This window comes from Paracoccus methylovorus (assembly GCF_016919705.1).
GTDB classification, from domain to species: Bacteria; Pseudomonadota; Alphaproteobacteria; order Rhodobacterales; family Rhodobacteraceae; genus Paracoccus; species Paracoccus methylovorus.
The window spans coordinates 1,986,942-2,012,165 of the sequence record NZ_CP070368.1; the positions used below are offsets into that span (position 1 = coordinate 1,986,942).

A 25,224-nucleotide genomic window follows, 5' to 3' on the forward strand; every position below is an offset into this window, starting at 1 on the left:
GACAATCGGTGCGGCACACACTATAAGATGCGGGTCCAAGGCAGGATAAGAAGACAATGAACGAACCCGCCCCCCAGACCTCCGATTACGGCGCCGATTCCATCAAGGTTCTCAAGGGCCTGGAAGCGGTGCGCAAGCGTCCCGGTATGTATATCGGCGATACCGATGATGGCTCGGGTCTGCACCACATGGTCTACGAGGTCGTGGATAACGGCATTGATGAGGCGCTGGCGGGTCATGCCGATTTCGTCCACGTCAAAATCCATGCCGATTCCAGCGTTTCGGTGCGCGACAACGGTCGTGGAATTCCTGTGGACATGCACCCGTCCGAAGGTGTGAGCGCGGCCGAGGTCATCATGACCCAGTTGCACGCGGGCGGGAAATTCGACCAGAACAGCTACAAGGTTTCGGGCGGCTTGCACGGTGTCGGCGTCTCGGTCGTCAATGCGCTGTCGGACTGGCTGGAGCTCCGCATCTGGCGGGGCGGCAAGGAACATTACGTCCGGTTCGAAAACGGCGACACGGTCGAGCATCTGCGCGTGGTCGGCGATGCCGAGCCGGGCGAAAAGGGCACCGAGGTGCGCTTTCTGGCCTCATCGAAAGAAGAACGGCCCGACGGGACTTTTTCGAACCGCGATTTCGTCTTCAAGATTCTGGAAAACCGGCTGCGGGAACTGGCCTTCCTGAACTCTGGCGTGCGCATCATCCTTGAGGACGAACGCCACGCCGAACCGCTGCGGACCGAGCTTTACTATGACGGCGGCGTGCGGGAATTCGTCAAGTTCATCGACCGCTCGAAAACGCCAGTCCTGCCCGAGCCGATCTTTATTCAGGGCGAGCGCAACGGCATCAGCGTCGAAGTGGCGATGTGGTGGAACGACAGCTACCATGAAACCGTCCTGCCCTTTACCAACAACATCCCGCAACGCGACGGCGGCACGCATCTGGCCGGCTTTCGCGGCGCGCTGACCCGCGTCATCAACAATTACGCCCAGACCAACAGTCAGGCCCGCAGGGAAAAGGTCGATTTCACCGGCGACGACGCCCGCGAAGGTTTGACCTGCGTGCTGTCGGTGAAAGTACCCGATCCGAAATTCTCCAGCCAGACCAAGGACAAGCTGGTCTCGTCCGAGGTGCGTCCGGCAGTCGAGGGGCTGGTCGGCGAAAAGCTGGCGGAATGGTTCGAGGAAAACCCGACCGAGGCGAAATCCATCCTCGGCAAGATCGTCGAGGCCGCACTGGCCCGCGAAGCTGCGCGCAAGGCGCGCGAACTGACCCGTCGCAAGACCGCCATGGACGTGGCATCGCTGCCGGGCAAGCTGGCCGATTGCCAGGAAAAGGACCCGGCGCTGTCGGAGCTGTTCATCGTCGAGGGGGACTCGGCCGGCGGTTCGGCCAAGCAGGGCCGCTCGCGCCAGAACCAGGCGGTTCTGCCCCTGCGCGGCAAGATCCTGAACGTGGAACGGGCGCGGTTCGACCGGATGCTGTCCAGCGACCAGATCGGCACACTGATCACCGCGCTTGGCACCGGCATCGGGCGCGACGAATTCAACCTGGGCAAGCTGCGCTACCACAAGATCGTCATCATGACCGATGCCGACGTGGACGGCGCGCACATCCGCACGCTTCTTCTGACTTTCTTCTTCCGGCAGATGCCGGAGTTGATCGAAGCGGGGCACCTGTATATCGCCCAGCCGCCGCTTTACAAAGTCAGCCGCGGCCGGTCCGAGGTCTATCTGAAAGACGAGGCCGCACTGGAGGATTACCTGATCGAACAGGGCATCGACGGCGCCAGCCTGCGGCTTGGCAATGGCGAAACCCTGACCGGGGCCGATCTTGCCCGCGTGGTCGAAGATGCGCGCGTCGTGCGTCGCATCCTGCGCGCCTATCCAACCCATTACCCGCCCCATATCACCGAGCAGGCCGCCATTGCCGGCGCGCTGATGCAGGGCCGGATCGATGCCGACGCGCAGGGCGTGGCGGATGCCGTGGCCCAGCGTCTGGACATGATCGCCGAGGAATACGAGCGCGGCTGGTCAGGCCGCCCGACCCAGGATGCCGGCATCCGCCTGACCCGCCTGTTGCGCGGGGTCGAGGAAAGCCGCACCCTGGATGGGCCAATGCTGCGTAGCGCCGAAAGCCGGCGCCTGGGCGCCATGACCGAATCGCTGCGCGAAATCTATGGCCAGACCGCTCATCTGGTGCGCAAGGATCGCGACACTCCGATTCACGGCCCCATGACCCTGCTGCAAGCCATTTTCCTGGAAGGCGAAAAGGGCCTGTCGCTGCAACGCTACAAGGGTCTGGGCGAAATGAACCCCGAGCAGCTTTGGGAAACCACACTGGACCCGGCGGCACGGACCATGTTGCAGGTGCGAATCGAAGACCTCAGCGAGGCGGACGACATCTTTACCAAACTGATGGGCGATGTGGTCGAACCCCGGCGCGACTTCATCCAGCAAAATGCCCTGAGCGTGGAAAATCTGGACACCTGAACTGCGTCAATTTTGCGCAGGAGAGATGCCGGTTTTGATACGCTTTCGGCCATATTGTTACTATCATGTCGCGGATCACGGGGCGAATACGGTGTGACCGTACGGCTCTTCTTGCGATCAGCTGGCCGCAGGACTAGCAGTCAGCCAGAATGCTCGGGGTATTGAACCCGACCGGCATCGCTACGGATAGGAGTTTTGAAGATGTGCGCTGCTTGTATGAAAGCCCCCCTCGCTACTGCGGTCGCGATCTCGCTGACCTTGGGGACGGCTTTGTCCGCCAACGCAGGCGGCTACACGCCCACAGTCGTTGAGCCGAGCGTAGTGGCACCCATCGTCGACAGCGCACCCGTCAGCGATTGGACAGGCGGTTATGCCGGCCTGACATTGGGCTATGCCTTCGGCGGTGATGATCGCGTCGGTATTTCAGACAATGCCGGCATGGTTGACAGTGATATCGACAAACTGGAACTCAGCGGCGCGAACGCCGGCATACGTCTTGGCTATCGCTGGCAAAGTGATCGCTGGGTGTTCGGTCCCGAACTTGGTTTCGAGGGCGGCAACATCAAAGACAGCTTCTCGACCGCTGGCTATGACGCGGAATCGAAGATCAAGAACGTGCTGGCCCTGCGAGCGAAGGTTGGTTACGCGCTGGACAACGACGTTCTTCTTTACGGTATCGTCGGTGCTGCACGAGCCAAGGTGGATTATTCGGTGACGGGCAACGGCGCCGACATTCGGGACGACTATTCCAAGACTGGCTATATTGTCGGTCTGGGTGCCGAAAAGAAGCTCAGCGAGCGTATGTCGGTTACCGGCGAATATGAATATGCGAACTTCGGCAAAGAGACCGTGACGGACGGAACGTTTGAAACCCGCGCCACGCCGGACTATCACAACATCAAGCTGGGTCTGAACTTCAAGTTCTGATCCACGCCGGCTGATCCGGCTCTGCAGACGGAAAGGTCGCCCGCGGGCGACCTTTTTCACCTTTATGACCGGCGGAACCGGCCCAACGGCAGGGCGATGGCGCGGGCGCCGCAGGCGATCGCCAGCCCCTGCGGCACCAGTGCCAGCAACGCGGGGTCGTCATGCATAAGCCCACCGGTATAGGCTCCGAAAGCCGGCAGCAGCAGATGGTCCCATCCGACCAGAAAGGCCCGGCGCCGTTCCCCGGCCAGCCGCAGGGCCGGGTGGAAGTGACCCGAGATATCCGGCCCCCGCCCCGCCTCGTGACGCAAAACGATGTGACCCAGTGCAAGACTGTCCGCCGCCCGCCCCGGCAGACCCGCAGGCACGCCGGGATCGTGATTGCCGCCGATCCAGATCCAGTCCCGCCCCCGCGCCAGCCGCTGCAGGGCACCGCGCACCGGCAGATCCAGCGCCTCGACTGCCGCCAGATCGTCGAAGCCGTCACCAAGACTGACCACGACACCGGGCTCCAGCACCGCAACTTCGGCTGCCAGCCGTTCCAACGTGGCCAGCCCTTCATAGGGGGGCAGCAAGGGGCCGCCGCGCCGGGCCATGCGCTCGGATTTTCCCAGATGCAGGTCGGCCACGATCAGCCACCTTCCCTCAGGCCACCACAGCGCACCCGAGGCCCGCGCCTCAAAGCGCAAACCATGGAAATCGAATAGATATCCGCTCATGCGATCCCTTCCAGCCCGGCCTCGCGCATCAATGCTTCGGCCTCGATCTGCGCCAGCCGCTCGCGTCCCTCGCCACGGATCGGCACCCGGCCGATCTCCAGCAACAGTGGCGCGGCCATGGGCGAGACGCGGTCGAGCATGCGATGCTCGCGTCGGGGCGAGCGGTCCAACATCTCTTCGATCCGGCCGAAATCGACAAGCCCCCGCCCGGCCTCTTGCGCGGTAATGCGCAGCATCAGGTGGTTCGGGTCATATTTGCGCAAAGTATCGTACAGGATATCGCTGGAAAAAGTCGCCTGCCGTCCGCTTTTGCGTTGCCCCGGCAGGTTGCGCTGGATCAGCCCGGCGACAGTGGCGACATTGCGGAAGGTGCGCTTCATCACCGCATTCCCACCCAGCCAGTCGCCAAGCCCGGCCCGAAGCCGCGCCCGGTCCAACAGCGATGCGGGATCCTCCACCGCATCCAGCGACCAGATAAGCAGCGCGTAATCGGTGGAAAGAAACCCCAAGGGGCCCAGCCCCTCATCCTCCATCTCGCGCGTCAGCAACAGGCCCAGTGTCTGCAAGGCATTGCGGCCTGCGAAACCGTATAGTGCAAAATGCCACAGCCCGGCATGGGGAAAGGTTTCCGAAAGCAGCAGCCCCGGTTCGGGCAGGCACGAGACCTGCGCCTGCAATGCCAGCCAGTCACGGGTGTCGCTGGGCAAGGCGTGGTGTCGCGCGGGGTCACCAATCAATGCCAGCACCCGATGGGAAAGCTGCGTGGACATGGCAAGCTTTACGCCCGAATAGACTGCGATTTTCGGCCGCTGCGTCGGGTCTGGCGTCACCTCGATCACCATTTCGCGCATCGCATCCATGCGCACCACCCGGCCCCCGATCAGGAAACTGTCGCCGGGGGTAAGACTGGCCGCAAAAGCCTCTTCGACCTCCCCCAAGGGCGCGCCGCCGCGACCGCGCAGCCGGACCTTCATCATCTCGGCCTCGACGATGGTGCCGACATTCATCCGCAGCAACCTTGCCGCGCGGGGATCGCGCAACTGCCAAAGCCCGTTTCGCAACATCAACCGCTGCCAGCGGTCATAGGCACGCAAGGCATAGCCCCCAGTCGCTGCAAAATCGAGACAAGCGTCGAAATCAGCCCGGGTCAGGCTGCGATAAGGGCCGGCGGTGACCACCTCGGCATAAAGCACATCGGCATCGAAGGGGCCGGCACAGGCGGTCAGCAGAATATGCTGGCAAAGCACATCCAGCGGCCCCGGCCCGCGCGGATCGCCGTCCAGATCGCGTTCGCGCACGGCCTCCAACGCGGCCACGCATTCGACCTGCTCAAAGCGGTTCGCAGGCACGATCCGCGCCTTCGACGGGGCGTTATAGCGGTGGTTCGCCCGGCCGATGCGCTGCACCAGCCGCTTGACGTTCTTGGGCGCACCAACCTGGATCACCAGATCGACCGCGCCCCAGTCGATGCCCAGATCCAGACTGCCGGTCGCCACCACGGCGCGCAACTCGCCCGCAGCCATCGCCGCCTCGGTCCTCGCCCGCTGTTCGCGCGCAAGGCTACCGTGGTGCAGGCCGATGGGCAGGTTTTCTTCATTCCCGGCCCAAAGCGCCTGAAAGAACAGCTCGGCCTGCGCGCGGGTGTTGATAAAGATTATGGTGGTGCGGGCACCTTTCACGGCCTCCAAAACCTCGGGGATGGCGTAATGGCCACCGCCCCCCGACCAAGGCGCCGGCCGCGCGGTCGCCAGCATGCCGATGTCGGGGTCGGGACCGGGATCGGCCTGAACCACCGTGACCGGTTGCGCGCCCGCCATGAATCCCGCCAGTGCTTGCGGGTCCTCGACCGTGGCCGACAGTCCCGTCACCTGTAAATCGGGTGCAAGCGCACGCAGCCGGGCCAGCCCCAGCATCAACTGGTCCCCACGCTTGCTTTCGGCCAGCGCGTGCAGTTCGTCCAACACCACCCGACGCAGACCGCCAAAAATCTTTGGTGCCTCGGGATAGCTGAGCATCAGCGCAAGACTTTCGGGCGTGGTCAGCAGGATTTCAGGCGGATCGACGCGCTGGCGGCGGCGCTGGCTCTGCCCGGTATCGCCCGTCCGGTCCTCGACCCGGATGCCCAACCCCAATTCGGCCACCGGCCGCGCCAGGTTGCGGCCAATGTCCGCCGTCAGCGCCTTCAGCGGCGAGACGTAAAGCGTATGCAATCCAACCTTTGCACCTTCTTCGTTGTTCAAATACCCATCTTGCGACCACGCCACCTGCGCCAGTTCCACCAACGAGGGCAAAAACCCCGCCAGCGTCTTGCCCCCGCCAGTGGGTGCGACCAACAGGGTGTCGCCCTCCGCCGCCAGCAGGGCAAGCTGGTGCGGATGCGGCTGCCACCCCCGCCGCGCGAACCAGTCGAGAAACTCGGGTGGCAGGATCACAGCATCGCCTCAAGCGTGGCAAGGTGATCGGCCTCGGCCGCAGGCTTGTCCCAACGGATGCGGCTGATGCGGGGAAAGCGCATCGCCACGCCCGAGCGGTGCCGGGTCGAACGGTTCAGCCCCTCGAAGGCGACCTCGACCACCAGTTTCGGCGCAAGGGCACGGACAGGACCGTAACGCTCGGTGGTGTTTTGCCGCACAAAACGGTCCAGCTCGCGCAATTCGGCGTCGGTAAAGCCGAAGTAGGCTTTGCCGACCGGCACCAACTCATCCCCGTCCCATAGGCCAAAGGTGAAATCTGAATGAAAGCCCGAGCGTTTGCCATGGCCGCGCTGCGCATAGATCAGCACGGCATCCACCACCATCGGTTCACGCTTCCATTTGAACCACGGCCCCCGAGGACGCCCCGCGAGATAGGGGGAATCGCGGCGCTTGATCATCACCCCCTCGATCACCGCTGCCGGCGGGTCGGCACGCAGCGCGGCCAGATCCTCCCACGAGGCAAAATCCAGCAGCGGCGAGATATCGATGCGCGTGCCCAGATCAAGTGATTCCAGCACAGCGCGGCGGGTCTCCAGCGGTTCGGGGCGCAGGTCGCGGCCATCCCATAGCAACAGATCGTAAAGCCGCAGCCCCGCAGGATGGCTGGAAAGCAGCCCTTTGCCGACCGTCTTGCGATTCAGCCGCTTTTGCAGATCTCCAAAGGGTGCGACCTCGCCCTCGCGCCGCACGATCAACTCACCATCGGCGGCGCCGTCGAAATCCATCGCCTCGATCACATCCGGGAAGGCGTGCGAAATATCCTCGCCGGTGCGGGAATAAAGCCGCCGCAGCCCACCGTCGCTGACCGCCTGCACGCGGATACCGTCCCATTTCCATTCGGCGAAATAATCACGTGGGTCCTGCGCGCGCAATTCATCCAGATTGGTCGCGGTGGACAGCATCACCGGACGGAATGGCGCCAGCGCCGCGCTGTCCGGCCGCGCCCCGCCACCAAGCCAGCCGAAAAGCGGCGCATAGGGCGGGGTCAGCCCATGCCAGATTTCCTCGATCTCGGAAACTGCGGGGGCACCCATACCGGCCAAAGCCATCCGCGCCATGCGGGCCGAAACGCCCACGCGCAGATTTCCGGTGGCGAGCTTCAGAAAGGCCAGCCGCTCGGACGGACCCAGCCGGTCGAGCATCGCGGCAATGGCACCCGGCAGCGCCGCCTTGCCGGTCGTCCGCAACAGCTCCACCGCCTGCGACAGAGAAGGATCATCCTGCGCCCCCTCGGGCCAGATCAGCGCAATGGTTTCGGCCAGATCGCCGACGAAATCATAGCTCAACGCCAGAAGCTGGTCGTCCACCCGCTCGGCCGCCAGACCGCGCAACAGCGAAGGCGTGACCAGGTGCAGCTCCAGATCGCCGGTCAGCGCGGCCAGTGCCCAGCCGCGATCCGGGTCGGGGGTGCGTTCCAGATAGTGCTGCAAAAGCTGTAACTTGGCGTTGCGAGCAGGCGTAAAGGCCAGCCGTTCCAGCAGGGCGGCAAAGGCTTTCATTCCGCCTCGTCCTCGTAACCGACCAGCCGCAGCGGGCGGGCGGGAATCTGCGCAAGCTCGCACCAGCGGATCACGCCATCCTCGGCGCCATGGGTGACCCACACCTCGGACGGCGCCAGTTCGGCCAGCGTGCCGGTCAGCGCCGGCCAATCGACATGGTCGCTGAGGATCAGAGGCAGTTCGACGCCCCGCTGACGGGCACGCGCGCGCACCGCCATCCAGCCCGAGGCAAAGCCGATCACCGGGTCGCGGAACCGCTGCACCCAAGGGCTGGCAAAGGCCGAAGGCGGCGCGATCACCAGTTGCGCCACCACCTCATCCGCGGTGGCGGGAACCAGTTCGCCCAGCTCGACGCCGCAAGAGGCGTAGAAATCACACAGGGTCTTTAGCGCGCCATGAATCGCGATAGGCGCGTCATAGCCGGCCTCGCGCATCAACGCGATGACATGCTGCGCCTTGCCCAGAGCATAGGCGCCGATCAGATGCGGACGGTCGGGGAATTCCTGCATGCTGGCGATCAGCTTGCCCACCTGCGTGGCGGGGTCGGGAAAGCGAAAGACCGGCAAGCCAAAGGTCGCTTCGGTCACGAAGACGTCGCAAGGCACGGGTTCGAACGGCGCGCAGGTCGGGTTGGGCTGGCGCGCATAATCGCCCGAGACGACGATCCTGCGTCCCCCGGCGCTGACAGCGATCTGGCTTGATCCCAGCACATGCCCTGCCGGGTGAAAGCCGACGGTAACGCCGCCGATCCGCGCCTCGCCCTCGGCTATCTGGGTCGAACCTGCGAAACCGTCACCCATGCGCAGGCGCATGATCTGCAACGTATCGGCGGTGGCCATGACCGCACCATGGCCAAAGCGGGCATGGTCGGAATGGCCATGCGTGATCAGCGCGCGTTCAACCGGACGCAGCGGATCGATGTAAAACCTGCCTTCGGGGCAATACAGGCCGGCCTTGGTCGGTTGCAGGATTGAATCGGCGCACATCACCCGAACATGTAGAACATTTCGTGAAAATCAAGCCGGCGACAGGGGCCGGCCTTCGAAGATCGTCTCCATCGAGAAAACGCCGGTAACGCGTTCCAGATCCATGTCGGTGATCAGATGCTTGTAAAGCGCGTCATAGCCGGCCATGCCGGACACCACCGCCTTGGCCATATAGTCCCATTCGCCGCCGATGCGGTGGAACTCGGTAATCTGGGGCAGCGACTCGATCCGGGTGCGAAAACGGCGGGCCCAAGCGTCGTCGTGGTGGCGGGTTCGAATCATGACAAAGACCGTCAGGCCCAGCCCCAGCGCGGCGGCGTCAATGACGGCGCGACTGCCTTGCAGGACGCCCGCCTCGGTCAGCCGTTGCAGCCGACGCCAGCAGGCATTCTGCGACAGGCCCACCCGCTCGGCCAGTTCGCGCTGCGACAGGCTGGCGTCGCGTTGGAGCAGCGACAACAGCCGGTTGTCGATTTCATCCGTTTGGAAAATTTTGTCGCTCATTTGACAACCAATCCCCGAAAAATATCCATATATTCAGAATGATTTCTCGGCTTCTATTGGTCAAGATCGCCCTGCAAACAGGAGATCACCATGCCGCCCTTTGACAGCTACCTTGCCCGGCTGGGCGACGACCCGATGCAGGTGATCCATGACGGCGTGATCGGCCGCGATGCGGTGATCCAGGGGCCCTTCGGTCCGCGCCGGATGATCTATGCCGATTACATCGCCTCGGGGCGGGCTCTCAGGCCCATCGAAGAATGGATAATGGAAAATGTCCTGCCCTGGTATGCCAACAGCCATACCGAGGCCAGCCATTGCGGCGCCACGATGACCCGGATGCGGCGCGCCGCGCGTAAGGTGGTCGGCTCGCTCACCCATGCCGACGCGAATCATGCGGTGATCTTTACCGGCGCAGGCGCCACGCAGGGGATCAACCGGCTGGTGCATCTGCTAGGCGCAGGCCCGGGCACCACCGTGCTGCTGGGACCATACGAGCATCACTCGAATATCCTGCCTTGGCGCGAAAGCGGGGCCAAGATCGTCACCCTGCCCGAGGCGGCGACGGGTGGCCCGGATCTGGCCGCGCTGCGTCAGGCGTTGCAGGACGCCACCGGGCCGGTGATCGGCAGTTTTTCGGCCGCCTCCAACGTCACCGGCACCTTGACGGACGTGGCGGGGATCACGCGCATCCTGAAGGCGGCGGGTGCGAAGGTGGTCTGGGACTATGCCGGAGGCGCGCCCTATCTGCCCATCGACATGCGGCAGGGCATGGATGCGGTGGTCGTCTCGCCGCACAAGTTCATCGGCGGGCCGGGGGCCTCTGGCGTGACGATCCTGCGCCGCGACGCGGTGCTGGCAAACCGCCCCACCCTGCCCGGCGGCGGCACGGTCCGCTTCGTCTCGCCCGAAGGGCACGACTATTCCCTGTCGCTTGAGACGCGGGAAGAGGGCGGGACACCGAATGTCGTCGGCGATATCCGCGCCGCGCTGGTGTTTCTGACCAAAGCCGCCGTGGGTCAGGATCGCATCGACCCAAGGAACGCCGAATGGCTGGCATTGGGGATGGCGCGGCTGCGCGGCCATCCGCGGATCGAATTTCTGGGCAATCCGGATGCGCCGCGGCTGCCGTTTTTCAGCTTCCGCATCCGTGACGGGCGTGGCGGCTTTGTGCATCAGCAACTGGCGACACGGATGCTGTCCGATCTTTACGGGGTGCAGGCGCGGGGCGGCTGCGCCTGCGCCGGACCCTATGTGCATCACCTGCTGGGGCTGGGCGCGCAGGACTCGGCCCGGCTACGCACCGCGATTCTGGCCGGGGACGAGATCGAAAAACCGGGCTTCGTGCGGCTGAACCTGTGCTGGGCGGCCTCTCGCCCCGAGGTCGATGCGATACTGGATGCCGTCTGCGATCTGGCGGAGCGCGCCCCGGATCATCTGGCGCATTACCGCTGCGACCGGACAACGGCAATCTTCACGCCGGTTGCGGCCGAATAGCACAGGGACGCGAGACATATTCCCGCACCAAGGCCACCCGGCGCGGCCGAAAACTGGTGCCGCCCGGACGCATGGCCTGAATGCGCGGGACGTGAAAGGTGCGGAAATCGTCACGCAGCCTGCAATGGGCCAGCAGCATCATGTGATTGTCGCTGTAGCTTAGCCCCAGCGGCCAGATTTCGCGTGTGCTGGGCGTGTCGCGCAGGTCCAGATAGTCGATGACAAGGCTGCGTTCCTCCCACAGGGCCGTGCGCAGCAATGCCATGTCCACCTGCGGCTGCGGACGCTGCGCTGTCGGGCGAAACAGCCGCATGGTGGCATGCATGGCATGGCGGCCCTGGCTTTCGGGCAAGGTGGCGACGATGCGGGCCAAGGCATCCTCGCCGGCGCGGGTCAGTTCTGCATCGCCCAGCGTGCGCAAGCCCGAGACGGCAAGCAGCAGCGCCTCAATCTCCAGCCGCGAAAAGCTTTGCGGCGGCAGGGCCGGGTCCTCGGTCAGCGTATAGCCAAGCCCCGCCTCTCCATCGATCAGCGCACCCCCGGCCCGCAGCGTGGCGATGTCACGGTAAAGCTGGCGAAGCGAAACACCGGTTTCCTCGGCCAGCCGCCCCGCCGTCACCGGCGCGGGCAGGCGGCGCATCGTATCCATCAGGCGCATCAGCCGGTCGGTTCGGGACATACTGTCACCTTTTGTCAGGGGGCCGGGCGCATTCTGCCCGCATCAACTTATGAGGCCAAGATGCTGACCCTATATCACGCCCCTAAAAGCCGCTCATCCAGTATCGTCGTCCTGCTGGACGAGTTGGGCATTCTTGATCAGATCGAAATCCGCGCCGTCACGATTCCGCGTCAGGACGGCAGTGGCGGGCTTGATCCCGCCAACCCGCACCCCGAGGGCAAGGTGCCTTACCTGGCGAACGGCGACGACCATATCCGCGAACGCGGCGCCATCATCACCTACCTGACCGACATGTTCCCCGAGGCCGGGCTTGGCCCCCTGCCGGGCGATCCGAAGCGCGGCGAATATCTGGGCTGGCTGTTCTGGTATCAGGGCGTGCTGGAACCGGTGGCGGTGCTGAATTTCCTGAAGATCAGCCACCCGGCGCTTGAGGCGACATTTCGCGATTACGACACCGCCATCCAGCGGCTGGACGAGGTATTGCGCGACCAGCCTTATCTGCTGGGCGACGGCTTTTCGGCCGCCGACCTGCTGATCACCAGCCCCTTCCTGTTCTTCGGTGAAGGAATGCCGCGCACACCCGCCATCGACGACTGGGCGCGGCGGATTCAGTCGCGCCCCTCGATGGCGCGCGCGGCAGCCATCGACGGTTGAGGCGTGGCGGCGGTGGGAATCCGGGCAAGCTGCACCATAAGGATGCCCGCCGCCACGATCAGCGCGCCGATCACATCGGATGCGCCGAAACGCTCGCCCAGCATCGCGGCGGCGATGGCGACGCCAAAGATCGGCGACAGAAAGTGAAAGGTGGCAGCCCGCACCGCACCGACGCGATTGACCAACCGGAACCATAGCCATGTCGCACCTATGCCGGGGGCAAGCACGGTATAGGCAAAGGCCCAGATCAGGCCCGCGCTCCATTCCACCGGCCGGCCCCATTCCATCAGCACGGCCGGGATCACCAGCGCGACGGCCCCGACCGCCATTTGCAGGCCGACGATCATCATCATGTTGCGGCTGCCTCCGGCCCCACGCGCCGCCAGCGTGGCAAAGGTCAGCGCCACCATGCCAATCAGGCACAGGATCACCCCCGGCACATGCAGCCCGTGTTGCAGGCGCACCCCCATGATCAGCGCGACACCGGCCACCCCGGCGACCAGCCCGGCGACGGCCATCGGCCGCAACCGCTCGGCGAATAGCAGCCAGCCCAGGAAGGCCACGACCAGCGGCATCATCGAGGCGATGATGGACGAAACCGAGGCCTCGACATATTGCATGGCGACCCAGCTGAACCCCAGATACAGCGCATTCTGGCACAGGCCGAACAGGATCACCGTGCGCCACTCGGACCGGGTCAGATGCCAGTTCTGTCCCATGGCGCGGGCCAGCGGGATCGCCACGGCGGCGGACAGTCCGAAACGGATGACCAGCGCGGTCAGCGGCGGGGCGTCGGTGACGATGATGCGCGTCGTGGTAAAGGCCGACGCCCAGACCACGGCAAAACCGAAGCCCATCAAGATGGCCTTGAAATCCATGTCACCCCCCTGCTCGCCCCCCATGGGCTAACAGATGGGCGGGCGGGCGCAAGGGCCCGGGCCATAACCGCGCAACCGGACCCGGAAACAGAAAGAGCCGCGCAGGTCATGCGCGGCCCCCTTTGCGGCGATGCCGGGATCAGGCGTTAACGCTGTCCTTCAGCGCCTTGGCGATGGTGACCTTGACCACCTTGTCGGCGGGCTTCGTCATCATTTCCTGGGTTTGGGGGTTGCGAACCTGACGCTCGGGGCGGGTGCGGCAGGCGACTTTGCCGATCCCCGGCAGGGTGAGGGCGCCACCTTCGGCGACCGTACGCGACACAACAGCCGAAAGCGCGTCCAGAGCCGCGGTGGCGGTCTTTTTGTCGCTGCCCATTTCATCGGCCAGCGTGGCGACGAGCTGAGTCTTGGTCATCGGTTTCGAAGCGGCCTGGGCCATTTTCTGTCTCCTCGTTGTTCCCCGTTCGGGAAATTTTCGGACGCCACCTTGGCGGCACGTCTGTCGCTACACAAGCTTTTTAAGCGCAGTTCAAGCATTTTCGGCGTTTTTCCCCAGCAAACGCTGCGAAATGGCCGCCAAAGGCCGTTCTAAAGGAAGGCTGTCTCGTTGAACGACCGCAACTTGCGCGAATGGATGCGTTCCAGCGGCGTCTCGCGCAGCTTTTCCATGGCGCGGATACCGATCAGCAGATGGTTGGCAACCTGCGTCCGGTAAAAGGCGGTGGCCATGCCGGGCAGCTTCAGTTCGCCATGAAGCGGCTTGTCGCTGACGCAAAGCAGCGTGCCATAGGGGACGCGAAAACGGAAACCGTTGGCGGCGATCGTGGCGCTTTCCATGTCCAGCGCAATGGCACGCGACTGCGACAGCCGCTGCACCGGGCCCGACTGGTCGCGCAGTTCCCAGTTGCGGTTGTCGATGGTGGCGACGGTGCCGGTGCGCATGATGCGCTTCAGTTCATAACCTTCAAGCTGCGTCACCTCGGCCACAGCCTCTTGCAGGGCCACCTGTACCTCGGCCAGCGCCGGGATGGGCACCCAGACCGGCAGGTCGTCGTCAAGCACGTGATCCTCGCGCAGATAGGCATGCGCCAGGACGAAATCGCCAAGGGACTGGCTGTTGCGCAGCCCCGCGCAATGGCCGACCATCAGCCAGGCATGCGGTCGCAACACCGCGATATGGTCGGTCGCGGTCTTGGCGTTCGAAGGGCCGACACCGATGTTGACCAGCGTAATGCCGTCGCCGTCCGGGCGCTTGAGGTGATAGGCGGGCATCTGCGGCATCTTGGCGCCGGTGGCGATGATATCCTCGGGGCGCTCCAGGATCTGGTTTCCGGGCGCGACGAACTCGGTATAGCCCGAATTCGGATCGGCCAGCGCGCGGCGGGCGAAAAGCTCGAATTCGTCCACATAGAACTGGTAGTTCGTGAACATCACGAAGTTCTGGAAATGCTCGGGCAGGGTAGCGGTGTAATGCGCCAGCCGCGCCAGCGAGTAATCGACGCGCTGCGCGGTAAAGGGCGCCAGCGGATGGCTGCCATCCGGGTTCGTCCCCGAGGTGCCGTTCACGATGTCGTCGTTCATCGTGTTCAGGTCTGGCACGTCGAACACATCGCGCAGGGAATAATCCAGCACCCCCTCTTGCGGGACGTTCAGGTCGCTTTGCGTGGCCACGGCAAAATGCACCGGCATGGGCGTGCTGCTTTCGCCGATCGCCACCGCCACGCCATGATTGCGCATCAACAGGCCGATCTGCGCGATCAGGTAGCCGCGAAACAGGTCCGGGCGGGTGATCGAGGTCGAATAGGTGCCCGGCACGCCCACATGACCAAAGGACAGCCGCGAATCCGTCTTGGAATGGATCGGCACCGTCATGCGCAGTTCCGGGTAAAAGGCCCGATACCGCGCCGCAGGCCGCCCGCCCTGCAAAGTGGCCAGAAAGCGGTCCAGCAGAAAGTGCGAAGCGCGCTCGTATAGTTCGATCAGCCGCGCGACGGCGGCGGCCGCATCATCGAAATACACGCGTTCGGCGGGTTCGGGTGTTTCGATGGGAAGTCTCCGGCTGTCGGTTATCATGCGCGCTCTCCAGTTTCGGCCGAGAGTGCCAGCGCGGCAGCGGGCTGGCAAGCCGGCGCCGGACGTCCTATCTGAAAGGGGCAAAGGAGTAATCCGCATGGAATTTTCCATTCTCGATCTGGCCGTGGTCGCCGAGGGCTCGGACGCCCGGCAGGCCATCGCCAATTCGGTCGCGTTGGCTCAGGCTGCCGAGGGCTGGGGCTACAAGCGTTTCTGGCTGGCCGAACACCACAACATGCCGGGGATCGCCAGCGCCGCGACCGCGGTGCTGATCGGTCACGTGGCCGACCACACCAGCACGATCCGCGTCGGCGCGGGCGGTGTCATGCTGCCCAATCACGCGCCGCTGGCGATTGCCGAACAGTTCGGTACGCTGGCGACGATCCATGGGCGGCGTATCGACCTGGGGCTTGGCCGCGCGCCGGGCGGCGATGGCGCGGTGATGCATGCGCTGCGCAGATCCATGCAGCGCAACGAGGATTTCCCCAACGACGTGGTCGAGCTTCTGCGCTATCTTGGCCCGCCCCGCCCCGGCGCACCCGTCGCGGCCCATCCCGGCGAGGGCACGGATGTGCCGGTCTGGATCCTTGGCTCATCGCTTTATGGCGCCAGCCTCGCCGCCGCGCTTGGGCTGCCCTATGCCTTTGCCAGCCATTTCGCCCCCGGCGATCTGGAAGAGGCGCTGCGGCTTTACCGCGAACGGTTCGAACCCACCGAGTTCGGCGCCAAGCCGCGCTTCATGCTGGCGGTGAATGTCATCGCCGCCGAAACGGATGCCGAGGCACAGCGGCTGCGTTCCAGCCAGCAGATCAGCTTTGCCCGGCTGCGGCTGGGGATGCCCGGCCTCTTGCCACCCCCGGTCGATGATGTGGTCGAGGCGATCCCGGTACGCATCCTGCCCACGGTCAACGCGGCATTGGCCGTCAGCGCGACCGGCAGCCCCGACACCGTCGCAGCCGAGTTGGACCGGCTTATCGCCCGTTATCAGCCCGATGAATTGATCCTTGTCGGCAACATCTACGATCAGGCCGCGCGACACCGTTCCTTTGCCATCGCAGCCGAAATCCTGCGGGCACGTGCCTGATGAGGATGCTGGTTTTTGGCCATGGCTACACTGCCGGTTTCCTGACGCCGCTACTGCGGGCGCAGGGCTGGCAGGTCACCGGCACCACGCGCGCCGCCACGGATCGCGTCGCGCAGGCCGGGGCCGAGCCGCTTTGCTGGCCGGGTCAGGAGGATGCCGTTCGGCAAGCCATCGCGCAAGCGGATGCGATCCTGATCTCAGCCGGGCCAGAGCAGGGCGCCGACCCGGTTCTGACCGCATTCGCCGCCGAAATCGCCGCCGCGCGGCCCCGCTGGCTGGGTTATCTGTCCACCACCGGGGTTTACGGTGACCGGGACGGCGGCTGGGTCGATGAGGACACGCCCTGCGCGCCGTCAACCCGGCGCGGGCGGGAACGTGTCGCGGCAGAGCAGGCATGGCAGGCGTTGGCCAGCGAACATGGTCTGGCCCTGCACATCTTTCGCCTTGCCGGCATCTATGGTCCCGGGCGCGGACCCTTTGCCAAGGTCCGGGCCGGCACGGCGCGGCGCATCGTCAAACCCGGTCAGATCTTTTCCCGCATCCATGCCGAGGATATTGCGCAGGTTCTCCTGGCCTCCATCAACGTGCCGCGGCCGGGGGCGATCTATAACGTCTGCGACGACGACCCCACCCCCCCGGAGGCGGTGATCGGCCATGCGGCTGAACTGCTGGGCCTGCCCCTGCCCCCGGCCGAGGATTACGCCACGGCCGAGATGTCGCCGATGGCGCGCAGCTTCTATGCCGAGAACAAGCGCGTCTCGAACGATCGCATCAAGCACGAACTGGGCGTGACACTGCGCTATCCCGACTATCGCGCGGGTTTGGCTGCGCTCGCCAAGGCCGAAAGGATTTAGGGCGCGATCGTGCAGCAGCCCGTCAGCATACGCGACGGCTGCTCTTGCCCGTCCAGGATCACCGCGACGGCCAGCGCGTAATGGCGGTCCGACATGCCGTCCGAACATTGCTCGGGCCGAACGAACGCCGTCAGCCGGCCGTTGTCGTCGCCGGCGATGATGCCGCGCACCGGCTCACCCTCGATGCCGCGATCCATGACCTTGCGCAGCGAAAGCTGACGCTCGGGTTCACCGGGTTCGCTGAAGACCAGCCCCTTCTGCACGGTTTTGACCGACCAGAACGGCTCGGTCCCGCTGCACCGCAAAGACAGCGGCAGCTCTGCCGGCTTCCAGACCGTTGCCTGCGGCTTGAGAAAGCGCAGCGCCACCCAGCCCGAGGCTTCGCCCACATTCACCCGGCCCCATTTGCCGCTGGCGTCGCGCTCCAACAGCTCGACCCCTTTGGCGGTCGAGGCCAGCCTGCCGATGATCTTGGCATTGCCATCCGGCGCCTCGCGCACGTTCAGCTTGTCCCATGTCTCGACCACGGTGACGTCGAACAGGTTAGGCAAATGATCCTGCGCATGCGCCGCAAGCGGAACGCAAAGCGCAAGGCCGGTCAAAAGGATACGCAGCATTGTCACCTCTCAGGCACGTTTTGCCAGCGCCACACCCAGAACCTCCAGCACCTTGGCTTCGATGTCGGGGGCGGACATGCGGGCCTCGCGATACATGGCTTCGGGGCTGGCGTGGTCGATGAATGTGTCGGGCAGGACCATCTGGCGGAAGCGCAAACCGTCGTCAAACACGCCTTCGTCCGAAAGCAGTTGCGCGACCAGACTGCCAAAGCCGCCGACCGCACCCTCTTCGATGGTGATCAGCGCCTCATGCGTGCGCGCAAGGCGCAGGATCATTTCGCGGTCCAGAGGCTTGGCAAATCGCGCATCGACCACCGTCGGGCCGACGCCCCGCGCCACAAGCGCCTCGCGCGCCCGCATGACTTCGGACAGGCGGGTGCCAAAGGACAGGATGGCGACGCGCTTGCCCTCGGCGATCATCCGGGCCTTGCCGATCTGCAACACCTCGCCACGCTCGGGCATCTCGACGCCGGTACCCTCGCCGCGCGGATAACGAAAGGCGATGGGACCTTCATCATGGGCGGCGGCGGTGGCCACCATATGGACCAGTTCGGCCTCGTCGGCGGCGGCCATGACCACCATGCCGGGCAGGTTGGCAAGGAATGCGACGTCATAGGCGCCGGCATGGGTCGCGCCGTCGGCGCCCACCAGACCGGCGCGGTCGATGGCAAAGCGCACCGGCAGGCGCTGGATCGCCACGTCATGCACGACCTGATCGTAACCGCGTTGCAGGAAGGTCGAATAAAGCGCGCAGAACGGCCTCATCCCGCCTGCCGCCAGCCCGGCCGAGAAGGTCACGGCATGTTGCTCGGCAATGCCCACGTCAAAGCAACGGCGCGGGAACCGCTCGGCAAACAGATTAAGCCCGGTGCCGTCCGGCATGGCGGCCGTGACGGCGACAATGCTTGCATCCCGGCTGGCCTCATCGACCAGCGCCCGGGCAAAGACCGAGGTATAGCTGGGCGCATTCGATTTCGCCTTGGCTTGCGCCCCGGTTTCCACGTTGAATTTCGCGGTGGCATGGCCCTTGTCGGCGGCGCGCTCGGCCGGGGCATAGCCCTTGCCCTTGCGGGTCACGGCATGGATCAGCACTGGGCCCGTGGCGCGCGTCTTGACCGTGCGCAAGAGCGGCAGAAGCTGGTCCAGATCATGCCCATCGACCGGGCCGATATAGGAAAAACCCAGTTCCTCGAACAGGGTGCCGCCGACGGTCATGCCCTTGAGCATCTCTTTGGCGCGGCGCGCACCCTCTTGCAGGGGCGGCGGCAGGAAGCCGACCGCACCCTTTGCCACGGCCTTGAGGTCCTGGAAGGGTCCTTCGGCATAAAGCCGCGTCAGATAGCGCGACAACGCCCCGGTCGGCGGGGCGATGGACATCTCATTGTCGTTCAGCACCACGAACAGCCGCTTGCCAAGATCGCCCGCGTTGTTCAGCGCCTCAAAGGCCATGCCCGCGCTCATCGCGCCATCGCCGATCACCGCGATGGCGTCGCCCGGATCGCCGCCCAATTCACGCGCCATGGCCAAGCCCAGCGCCGCGCTGATCGAGGTCGAGCTGTGCCCGGCCCCGAACGGGTCATAGGGACTTTCGGACCGTTTGGTGAACCCCGACAGCCCTCCCTCCATCCGCAAGGTGCGGATACGGTCGCGCCGCCCCGTCAGGATCTTGTGCGGATAGCATTGGTGGCCGACGTCCCAGATGATCTTGTCGCGCGGTGCGTCAAAAACGGCATGCAGCGCCACGGTCAATTCGACCACCCCCAGCCCTGCGCCCAGATGACCGCCGGTCACGGAAACGGCGCTGACCGTCTCGGCCCGCAATTCATCGGCAAGCTGTCGCAGCTCGCGATCTGTCAGGTCCTTGAGGTCGGATGGCAGCGTCACCCGGTCCAGAATCGGTGTCGAAGGGCGGTCGGAAGTCTCTTGGGTCATGGCTTGCCCCTCTCCGGGCGGGCTTGTCAGGCGTCGCGTTCGATAACGAAACGCGCAAGCTGCCGCAAGTTTCCTGCGGCCTCGCCATAGGGGTCAAGGGCATTTTCAGCATTACGGACCAGTTTGCGGGCCTTGTCCTGCGCCCCCTCCAGTCCCAGCAGCGACACGAAGGTCGCCTTGTTCGCCGCGCCGTCCTTACCGGTGCGCTTGCCCGTCTCGGCCTCGTTGCCGGTCACGTCCAGAATGTCGTCCTGAATCTGAAAGGCCAGGCCCAGATTCCTGGCATATTCCGCCAGCGGCGCCGTATCCTCGCCCGCCATGACGGCCCCGGCCGTCGCGGCGAACTGGATCAGTGCCCCGGTCTTGGCCTGCTGCAGCCGCTTGATGGCAACAAGATCAAGCGGCGCGATGGCCGTCTCGGCCGCGATATCCAGCGCCTGCCCCCAGACCATGCCCCGCGCGCCAACCGCCTCGGAAAAGCCGCGGATCAGCGCCAGCCGCACCTCTGGCGCACCGACCTGCGGATCGCCGAGCAGACCAAAGGCCAGGCTTTGCAACGCGTCGCCCGCCAGGATGGCGGTTGCTTCGGACCATTGCACATGCACGGTGGGCAAACCGCGCCGCAGGTCGTCATTGTCCATCGAGGGCAGGTCGTCATGGACCAGACTATAGGCATGCAGCGCCTCGACCGCCGCCGCGACGGGCAGCGATTCGCGGTCGCGCAACCCGAACATCCGCGCCGATTCCATAACCAGAAAGGCCCGGATGCGCTTGCCGCCGATGCAGGCATAGCGCATGGCATCCGCCAACTCGCCCGGAGGCAGGCCGGTCATGGCGGCTTCCAGCGCAGATTGCACCTGCGCCTTCACCTCCTCAAGACGGTCCATCATCACAGGCCCTCGGCCGGGACGGTGCCTGTGGGCTGACCATTGGCGGCCAGCGTGATCTTTTCGACCCGCTCCTCGGCCTCGCGCAAGCGCTTGTCGCAATGCGCCCGCAGGGCCGCGCCGCGTTCATAAAGCTTGATCGATTCCTCCAGCGTGGCTTCGCCATGCTCCAGCCGGCCGACTGTCGCCTCCAGCTCCTTCATCGCCTCTTCGAAGGACATGTTCTCGATCTCGGTCACGCCGCAGTCTCCCTCAGCACATCGACATGGGCGCGCGCCGAGCGGCCCAGAGCGGCAAGATCATAACCCCCTTCCAGCGCCGATACCACCGGGGCCGAACAGATGGCCGCGGCGTCGCAGATCATGCGGGTGATTGCGGTGAAATCGGCCTCGTTCCACAGCAACTGAGCCAGCGGATCGTCGGCATGGGCGTCGAAACCCGCCGAGATCAGCACCAGTTGCGGCCGCCATGCCTCGACCCGCACGCAAATCGCCCGCCAGGCTGCGCGGGCCTCGCCCCCGCCGCTGCCCGGCGTCAGCGCGACATTGACCATCTGGCCATGCGCGCCCCGCTCCGAAGGCAGGCCGGTGCCCGGATAAAGCGGCATCTGATGCGTCGAGGCGAAAAACGCCCGCCCCTCATCCCACAGCACATCCTGCGTGCCGTTGCCGTGATGCACGTCGAAATCCAGCACCGCCACCCGGTCCAGCCCGTGATGGTCCAGCGCCCGCAAGGCCGCAATGGCGACCGAGGACAGGATACAAAATCCCATGGCCTTCATCCGCTCGGCATGATGGCCCGGCGGACGCATGGCGACAAAGGCGTTGGGGGCCGTGCCCGCAAGAACCGCGTCCACCGCGGCGCAAACCCCGCCCACGGCATGGCGCGCCGCCATCAAACTGCCCGGCGACAGATAGGTGTCCGAATCCAACATGCCCCAGCCCTCGGCCGGGGCATTGCGCTGCAAAAGCGACAGATATTCGGCGGGATGGGCGCGCAGGATATCCGCATCCGCAGCATCTGGCGCCTCCCGCTGCTCCAGATCCGCTCCGCCAAGCGCAGCCAGAACGGCATCCAGCCGGGCCACCTGTTCTGGATGGCTGGGCGGCGTCACATGCGAAAGCCCCGAAGCGTGCGTATAAAGCAAGGTCATCGACCCAAGGATTATGTGCCGCCTGCCCACCCGGCAAGGAAATGTTTCGCACCCCGCCGAAAAGACCACCCGTCAACCGATCAACGCCCTCCAAAAACGCAATGGCGAATCGCAATGGCCGTCGCGGCCTTCTTTCGTGACCAAATATCCTCGGGGGGAGGTCATCGGCCCTGGCCGATGGCCGGGGGGCGGACAGCCCCCAAAGCCGGTGACGAAAGCCCCGCCCTCAGACCCTCAGCCGTTGCCCGTCATGGCCGGCAATCCGCAACTCCATCAGCGTGCCCTCAGGCATATCGCGGTCAAAGGCGACCTCGGTGAAATGCTCGGTGCGGCCAAGACGGGGGCCCTCGGTCAGCACCATACGCATCTCGCCGATCTGCGCCTGCAGATGCCCGGCCAGCGCCGCATCCCCGACAGCCCGCAGCCTTGCGGCGCGCTCCTTGATCGCCGGGCCCGGCACGCGCGGCATCCGCGCCGCCGGGGTGCCCTTGCGGGCGGAATAGGGAAAGACATGCAGAAAGGTCAGCCCGCAATCCGCCACCAGCTTCAAGCTGTTTTCGAACATGGCCTCGGTCTCGGTCGGGAAGCCGGCGATGATATCGGCGCCGAAGACGATGCCGGGACGCAGCCGCCGCGCCTCTTCGCAGAAACGGATGGCGTCGTCGCGCAAATGGCGGCGCTTCATCCGCTTCAGGATCATGTCGTCGCCTGCCTGCAGGGACAGGTGCAGATGCGGCATCAGCCGTGGCTCGGTCGCGATTGCCAGCATCAGGTTCTCATCCGCCTCGATCGAGTCGATCGAACTGATCCGCAACCGCGGCAGATCGGGCACCAGCCGCAGGATTCGCATGACCAGATCGCCCAGACGCGGCTGCCCCGGCAGGTCGGCCCCCCAAGAGGTCAGGTCCACCCCGGTCAGCACCACCTCGTTGAAGCCGCGGTCCCGCAACCGCCTGATCTGATCGACCACCACACCAGCCGGCACCGACCGGGAATTGCCCCGGCCATAGGGGATGATGCAAAAGGTGCAGCGGTGATCGCATCCGTTTTGCACCTGCACATAGGCGCGATGCCGACCGAAGCCGTCGATCAGGTGGCCGGCGGTCTCGCGCACCGACATGATGTCATCGACCTGCACCTTTTCGGTCTGGCCGATCAGGTCCGGGGCCTGCAACCCGGCCCAGGTCGCAGGCTGCATCTTTTCGTGATTGCCGATGACACGCGTCACCTCGGCCATGGCGGCAAAGGTTTCCGGCTCGGTCTGCGCCGCGCAACCGGTGACGATGACCGGGGCACCGGGGTTTTCACGCGCAAGCCTGCGGATCTCTTGCCGGGCCTTGCGCACTGCCTCGGCGGTCACGGCGCAGGTGTTCACGATCACCGCGCCCGTCAGACCGGCGGCATCGGCCATTTCGCGCATCGCCTCGGTCTCATATGCATTCAGCCGGCAGCCCAGAGTGGCGAAAACCGGCGGCTTCAGGTCCTTCATCCGCGCCAGACCCCATCGAAGACATGTGCCGTCGGCCCGGTCATCCAGACCCCACCCTCGCGCCAGTCGATTTCCAGCATGCCGCCGGGCACGTTGACCCTGACCCGCCGCCCTGTCAGCCCGCGCCTTGCCGCCGCCACCACTGCCGCGCAGGAACACGATCCCGAAGCCAGCGTGATGCCGGTGCCGCGTTCCCAGATGCGCAGGGTGATCTCGTCGGACGAGACGACCTGCACCACCTCGACATTCGTCCGCTGCGGATAAACCGGATGGTGCTCATGTTCCGGCCCGAACCGTTCCAGATCGACCGCAGCGGCATCGGGCACGAAAAAGGTCATGTGCGGATTGCCCATGCCGGTCGCCACCGGATCGCCGGGAATGGGCAGGTGCAGCGTATCGACATCCTCGGCCAGCGGGATCCCCGCCCAGTCCAGCACCGGCGCACCCATATTGACCCGGGTAAGCCGCCCCCCCGCATCCTCGGCCAGCAGCACGGCATGATCTGTGGCCAGTCGCAGCGCCGACGCGCCGGTTTCGTCCATAAGGAACCGGGCAACGCACCGGGTGGCATTGCCGCAAGCCGCGGAAAGCGAGCCGTCGGAGTTAAAGAACACCAGCCGCGCATCGGCATTCTCGCCGGGCAGGATGACGGCCAGTTGGTCAAAGCCGACCCCGCAATGACGGTTGGCAATGGCGGTGACGGTCGCGGCTTCGGGCAGCACGCCGGTGCGGCGGCTGTCGATGACCACGAAGTCATTGCCGAGTCCATGCATCTTCATGAAAGGCAGAGGGTTCCTCTGACCGGGGTTTTGCTGGTGTTCCATGGCGCAGACATACTCTTGCCGAAAAGATTCTGCCAGAGGCGGCGATTTTTCCGCTTGACCCTGTCACCCGCCGCTAATACTTAGCCCCCCGTGCGATGGGCCCGTAGCTCAGTTGGTAGAGCAACTGACTTTTAATCAGTGGGTCACAGGTTCGAATCCTGTCGGGCTCACCACTGAACTTCCTGTCTGTCAGGTAACATGCGAGTTGTCCATTTGTGACAGCTTTTTGTCCATTTGTGACAGATCTTCTGTCCATTGGGCACCTCTCCTCATTTCGGTCGATGAAGTAGAGTTGCAGCAGATTACTCGCCTCCCCTGCTGCACGCAGGACTGTCAATAAGGGCGGGGAGCTGCCTGACGGCGCTGCAGCATGGCGGTCGCAGCGAAGCCGAGAAAGCGGCCTCCTGTCCGTGGCGGTGGCCCGCGTTGGAAATCCTCCCAAGGTGTGATGAGGACAGCGCTTACGCCTCATAGGCACATGCAAGATGAACGGCGTCGAGCCCTATGCCCTGCTCGACATGGATCAGCATCCGGTCGCTGTCGATATCGCCGATCTTCAGGTTGCAGACCTCGGCGGTGCGCAACCCCGCACTGGTACGCTCGGCAGCGATGCCACTCCAAGCTTATTGCCCGGGCCGAACTGGAGGCTTTCGCCGACCAGTACCTCTCCCTCGGCGCACTCGCAGCCGAGGCTCGCATTCAGGCCAATCATGTTGCCCGCAGAATGGAACGAAACGGGATCATCCCGCTTGATTTTCCCGCGCATCTCAACAAGATTTTTCAGCGGGAGGCCGTGCAGCCGCCCGAGCATGTAGGAAGGCCGCCCATCGTTGTTTAAGTGAAAATAGGTATGGAATTAATAGACATGAACGAGAGATACTGGACATCCTTGGAGACCGGAGCTCATTCCGCTGGAACATTTTTTGACGAACTTTGGAAAGTCTGGCGTTGGTTGGGCATTGGAGTTCTGGGGTTTGGCGCCTATGACGCCACTGGTTCTAC

At 64.8% G+C, this 25,224-nt stretch carries 22 protein-coding genes, 1 tRNA gene and 1 pseudogene; 7 read left to right on the forward strand and 17 right to left on the reverse strand.

Annotated elements, in window-relative coordinates:
• The first annotated feature begins 56 nt into the window (after positions 1 to 56).
• Both gyrB and JWJ88_RS09910 read left to right on the forward strand, forming a co-directional pair.
• A complete protein-coding gene (gyrB, locus tag JWJ88_RS09905; protein WP_205293906.1) occupies positions 57 to 2,495 on the forward strand; it encodes a DNA topoisomerase (ATP-hydrolyzing) subunit B in 2,439 nt (812 codons plus the stop codon).
• Between the two features lie 216 nt (positions 2,496 to 2,711).
• Positions 2,712 to 3,422 (forward strand): outer membrane protein, encoded by a 711-nt coding sequence (locus tag JWJ88_RS09910; RefSeq protein WP_240200154.1) that lies wholly within the window; start codon positions 2,712 to 2,714, stop codon positions 3,420 to 3,422.
• A gap of 62 nt (positions 3,423 to 3,484) precedes the next feature.
• Here the strand turns inward: JWJ88_RS09910 and pdeM are convergent, their stop codons facing one another.
• From pdeM to JWJ88_RS09935, 5 genes are read right to left on the reverse strand one after another with little or no spacing between them, the layout of a single operon-like run.
• On the reverse strand, positions 3,485 to 4,141 hold the full coding sequence (pdeM, locus tag JWJ88_RS09915) for a ligase-associated DNA damage response endonuclease PdeM (protein ID WP_205293908.1): 657 nt from the start codon (positions 4,139 to 4,141) through the stop codon (positions 3,485 to 3,487).
• A complete protein-coding gene (locus tag JWJ88_RS09920) occupies positions 4,138 to 6,573 on the reverse strand; it encodes a ligase-associated DNA damage response DEXH box helicase (RefSeq protein WP_205293909.1) in 2,436 nt (811 codons plus the stop codon). Before JWJ88_RS09920 ends, pdeM begins: the two co-directional genes overlap by 4 nt.
• Positions 6,570 to 8,114, reverse strand: a complete 1,545-nt coding sequence (locus JWJ88_RS09925) for a cisplatin damage response ATP-dependent DNA ligase (RefSeq protein WP_205293910.1) — start codon at positions 8,112 to 8,114, stop codon at positions 6,570 to 6,572. Before JWJ88_RS09925 ends, JWJ88_RS09920 begins: the two co-directional genes overlap by 4 nt.
• The gene (locus tag JWJ88_RS09930; protein WP_205293911.1) at positions 8,111 to 9,100 is read right to left on the reverse strand and encodes a ligase-associated DNA damage response exonuclease; all 990 of its coding nucleotides are present in this window, start codon (positions 9,098 to 9,100) and stop codon (positions 8,111 to 8,113) included. Before JWJ88_RS09930 ends, JWJ88_RS09925 begins: the two co-directional genes overlap by 4 nt.
• 30 nt (positions 9,101 to 9,130) lie before the next feature.
• Entirely contained in the window at positions 9,131 to 9,604 is a 474-nt protein-coding gene (locus tag JWJ88_RS09935) for an Lrp/AsnC family transcriptional regulator (protein WP_205293912.1), read from the reverse strand.
• 90 nt (positions 9,605 to 9,694) lie between these two features.
• Between JWJ88_RS09935 and JWJ88_RS09940 the strand changes: the two genes are divergently transcribed.
• Positions 9,695 to 11,098 (forward strand): aminotransferase class V-fold PLP-dependent enzyme, encoded by a 1,404-nt coding sequence (locus JWJ88_RS09940; RefSeq protein ID WP_205293913.1) that lies wholly within the window; start codon positions 9,695 to 9,697, stop codon positions 11,096 to 11,098.
• Here JWJ88_RS09940 and JWJ88_RS09945 read toward each other — a convergent pair.
• The gene (locus JWJ88_RS09945) at positions 11,076 to 11,777 is read right to left on the reverse strand and encodes a helix-turn-helix transcriptional regulator (protein ID WP_205293914.1); all 702 of its coding nucleotides are present in this window, start codon (positions 11,775 to 11,777) and stop codon (positions 11,076 to 11,078) included. The genes JWJ88_RS09940 and JWJ88_RS09945 overlap by 23 nt on opposite strands.
• A 60-nt stretch (positions 11,778 to 11,837) precedes the next feature.
• Here JWJ88_RS09945 and JWJ88_RS09950 point away from each other — a divergent pair, with 60 nt between their 5' ends.
• Complete coding sequence (locus tag JWJ88_RS09950; protein WP_205293915.1) at positions 11,838 to 12,431, forward strand: glutathione S-transferase family protein; 594 nt, start codon at positions 11,838 to 11,840, stop codon at positions 12,429 to 12,431.
• On the opposite strand, the gene JWJ88_RS09955 is transcribed toward JWJ88_RS09950, so the two are convergent.
• From JWJ88_RS09955 to JWJ88_RS09965, 3 genes are all read right to left on the reverse strand, one after another.
• Positions 12,386 to 13,309 (reverse strand): DMT family transporter, encoded by a 924-nt coding sequence (locus tag JWJ88_RS09955; protein WP_205293916.1) that lies wholly within the window; start codon positions 13,307 to 13,309, stop codon positions 12,386 to 12,388. The two genes, JWJ88_RS09950 and JWJ88_RS09955, sit on opposite strands and share 46 nt — an antisense overlap.
• A 139-nt stretch (positions 13,310 to 13,448) precedes the next feature.
• Positions 13,449 to 13,748, reverse strand: a complete 300-nt coding sequence (locus JWJ88_RS09960; protein WP_205293917.1) for an HU family DNA-binding protein — start codon at positions 13,746 to 13,748, stop codon at positions 13,449 to 13,451.
• Between the two features lie 149 nt (positions 13,749 to 13,897).
• Positions 13,898 to 15,382 (reverse strand): AMP nucleosidase, encoded by a 1,485-nt coding sequence (locus JWJ88_RS09965; RefSeq protein WP_205293918.1) that lies wholly within the window; start codon positions 15,380 to 15,382, stop codon positions 13,898 to 13,900.
• Positions 15,383 to 15,479: 97 nt separating this feature from the next.
• On the opposite strand from JWJ88_RS09965, the gene JWJ88_RS09970 reads away from it, so the two are divergent.
• Complete coding sequence (locus JWJ88_RS09970) at positions 15,480 to 16,466, forward strand: LLM class flavin-dependent oxidoreductase (RefSeq protein WP_205293919.1); 987 nt, start codon at positions 15,480 to 15,482, stop codon at positions 16,464 to 16,466.
• Positions 16,466 to 17,320, forward strand: coding sequence for an SDR family oxidoreductase (locus tag JWJ88_RS09975; protein ID WP_205293920.1), 855 nt, complete (start codon positions 16,466 to 16,468; stop codon positions 17,318 to 17,320). Before JWJ88_RS09970 ends, JWJ88_RS09975 begins: the two co-directional genes overlap by 1 nt.
• Here JWJ88_RS09975 and JWJ88_RS09980 read toward each other — a convergent pair.
• The 7 genes from JWJ88_RS09980 to dapF form a co-directional block, all read right to left on the reverse strand.
• Positions 17,317 to 17,937, reverse strand: a complete 621-nt coding sequence (locus tag JWJ88_RS09980) for an SH3 domain-containing protein (RefSeq protein ID WP_205293921.1) — start codon at positions 17,935 to 17,937, stop codon at positions 17,317 to 17,319. The two genes, JWJ88_RS09975 and JWJ88_RS09980, sit on opposite strands and share 4 nt — an antisense overlap.
• 9 nt (positions 17,938 to 17,946) lie before the next feature.
• The gene (gene dxs / locus JWJ88_RS09985) at positions 17,947 to 19,869 is read right to left on the reverse strand and encodes a 1-deoxy-D-xylulose-5-phosphate synthase (RefSeq protein WP_205293922.1); all 1,923 of its coding nucleotides are present in this window, start codon (positions 19,867 to 19,869) and stop codon (positions 17,947 to 17,949) included.
• A gap of 26 nt (positions 19,870 to 19,895) precedes the next feature.
• Positions 19,896 to 20,759, reverse strand: coding sequence for a polyprenyl synthetase family protein (locus tag JWJ88_RS09990; RefSeq protein ID WP_205293923.1), 864 nt, complete (start codon positions 20,757 to 20,759; stop codon positions 19,896 to 19,898).
• Positions 20,759 to 20,995 carry an exodeoxyribonuclease VII small subunit gene (locus tag JWJ88_RS09995; protein WP_205293924.1) on the reverse strand — a complete coding sequence of 79 codons (237 nt, stop codon included), beginning with the start codon at positions 20,993 to 20,995 and terminating at the stop codon, positions 20,759 to 20,761. The genes JWJ88_RS09990 and JWJ88_RS09995 overlap by 1 nt, the downstream gene beginning before the upstream one ends.
• Complete coding sequence (locus JWJ88_RS10000) at positions 20,992 to 21,909, reverse strand: histone deacetylase family protein (protein ID WP_205293925.1); 918 nt, start codon at positions 21,907 to 21,909, stop codon at positions 20,992 to 20,994. Before JWJ88_RS10000 ends, JWJ88_RS09995 begins: the two co-directional genes overlap by 4 nt.
• Positions 21,910 to 22,135: 226 nt before the next feature.
• Complete coding sequence (gene mtaB / locus JWJ88_RS10005) at positions 22,136 to 23,389, reverse strand: tRNA (N(6)-L-threonylcarbamoyladenosine(37)-C(2))-methylthiotransferase MtaB (RefSeq protein ID WP_205295182.1); 1,254 nt, start codon at positions 23,387 to 23,389, stop codon at positions 22,136 to 22,138.
• 5 nt (positions 23,390 to 23,394) lie between these two features.
• Entirely contained in the window at positions 23,395 to 24,222 is an 828-nt protein-coding gene (dapF, locus tag JWJ88_RS10010; protein WP_205293926.1) for a diaminopimelate epimerase, read from the reverse strand.
• A gap of 97 nt (positions 24,223 to 24,319) precedes the next feature.
• Here dapF and JWJ88_RS10015 point away from each other — a divergent pair.
• Positions 24,320 to 24,395, forward strand: a tRNA-Lys gene (locus JWJ88_RS10015).
• 327 nt (positions 24,396 to 24,722) lie between these two features.
• Here JWJ88_RS10015 and JWJ88_RS10020 read toward each other — a convergent pair.
• Positions 24,723 to 24,812: pseudogene (locus JWJ88_RS10020) on the reverse strand (tyrosine-type recombinase/integrase); the annotation flags it as partial.
• Between the last annotated feature and the right edge of the window lie 412 nt (positions 24,813 to 25,224).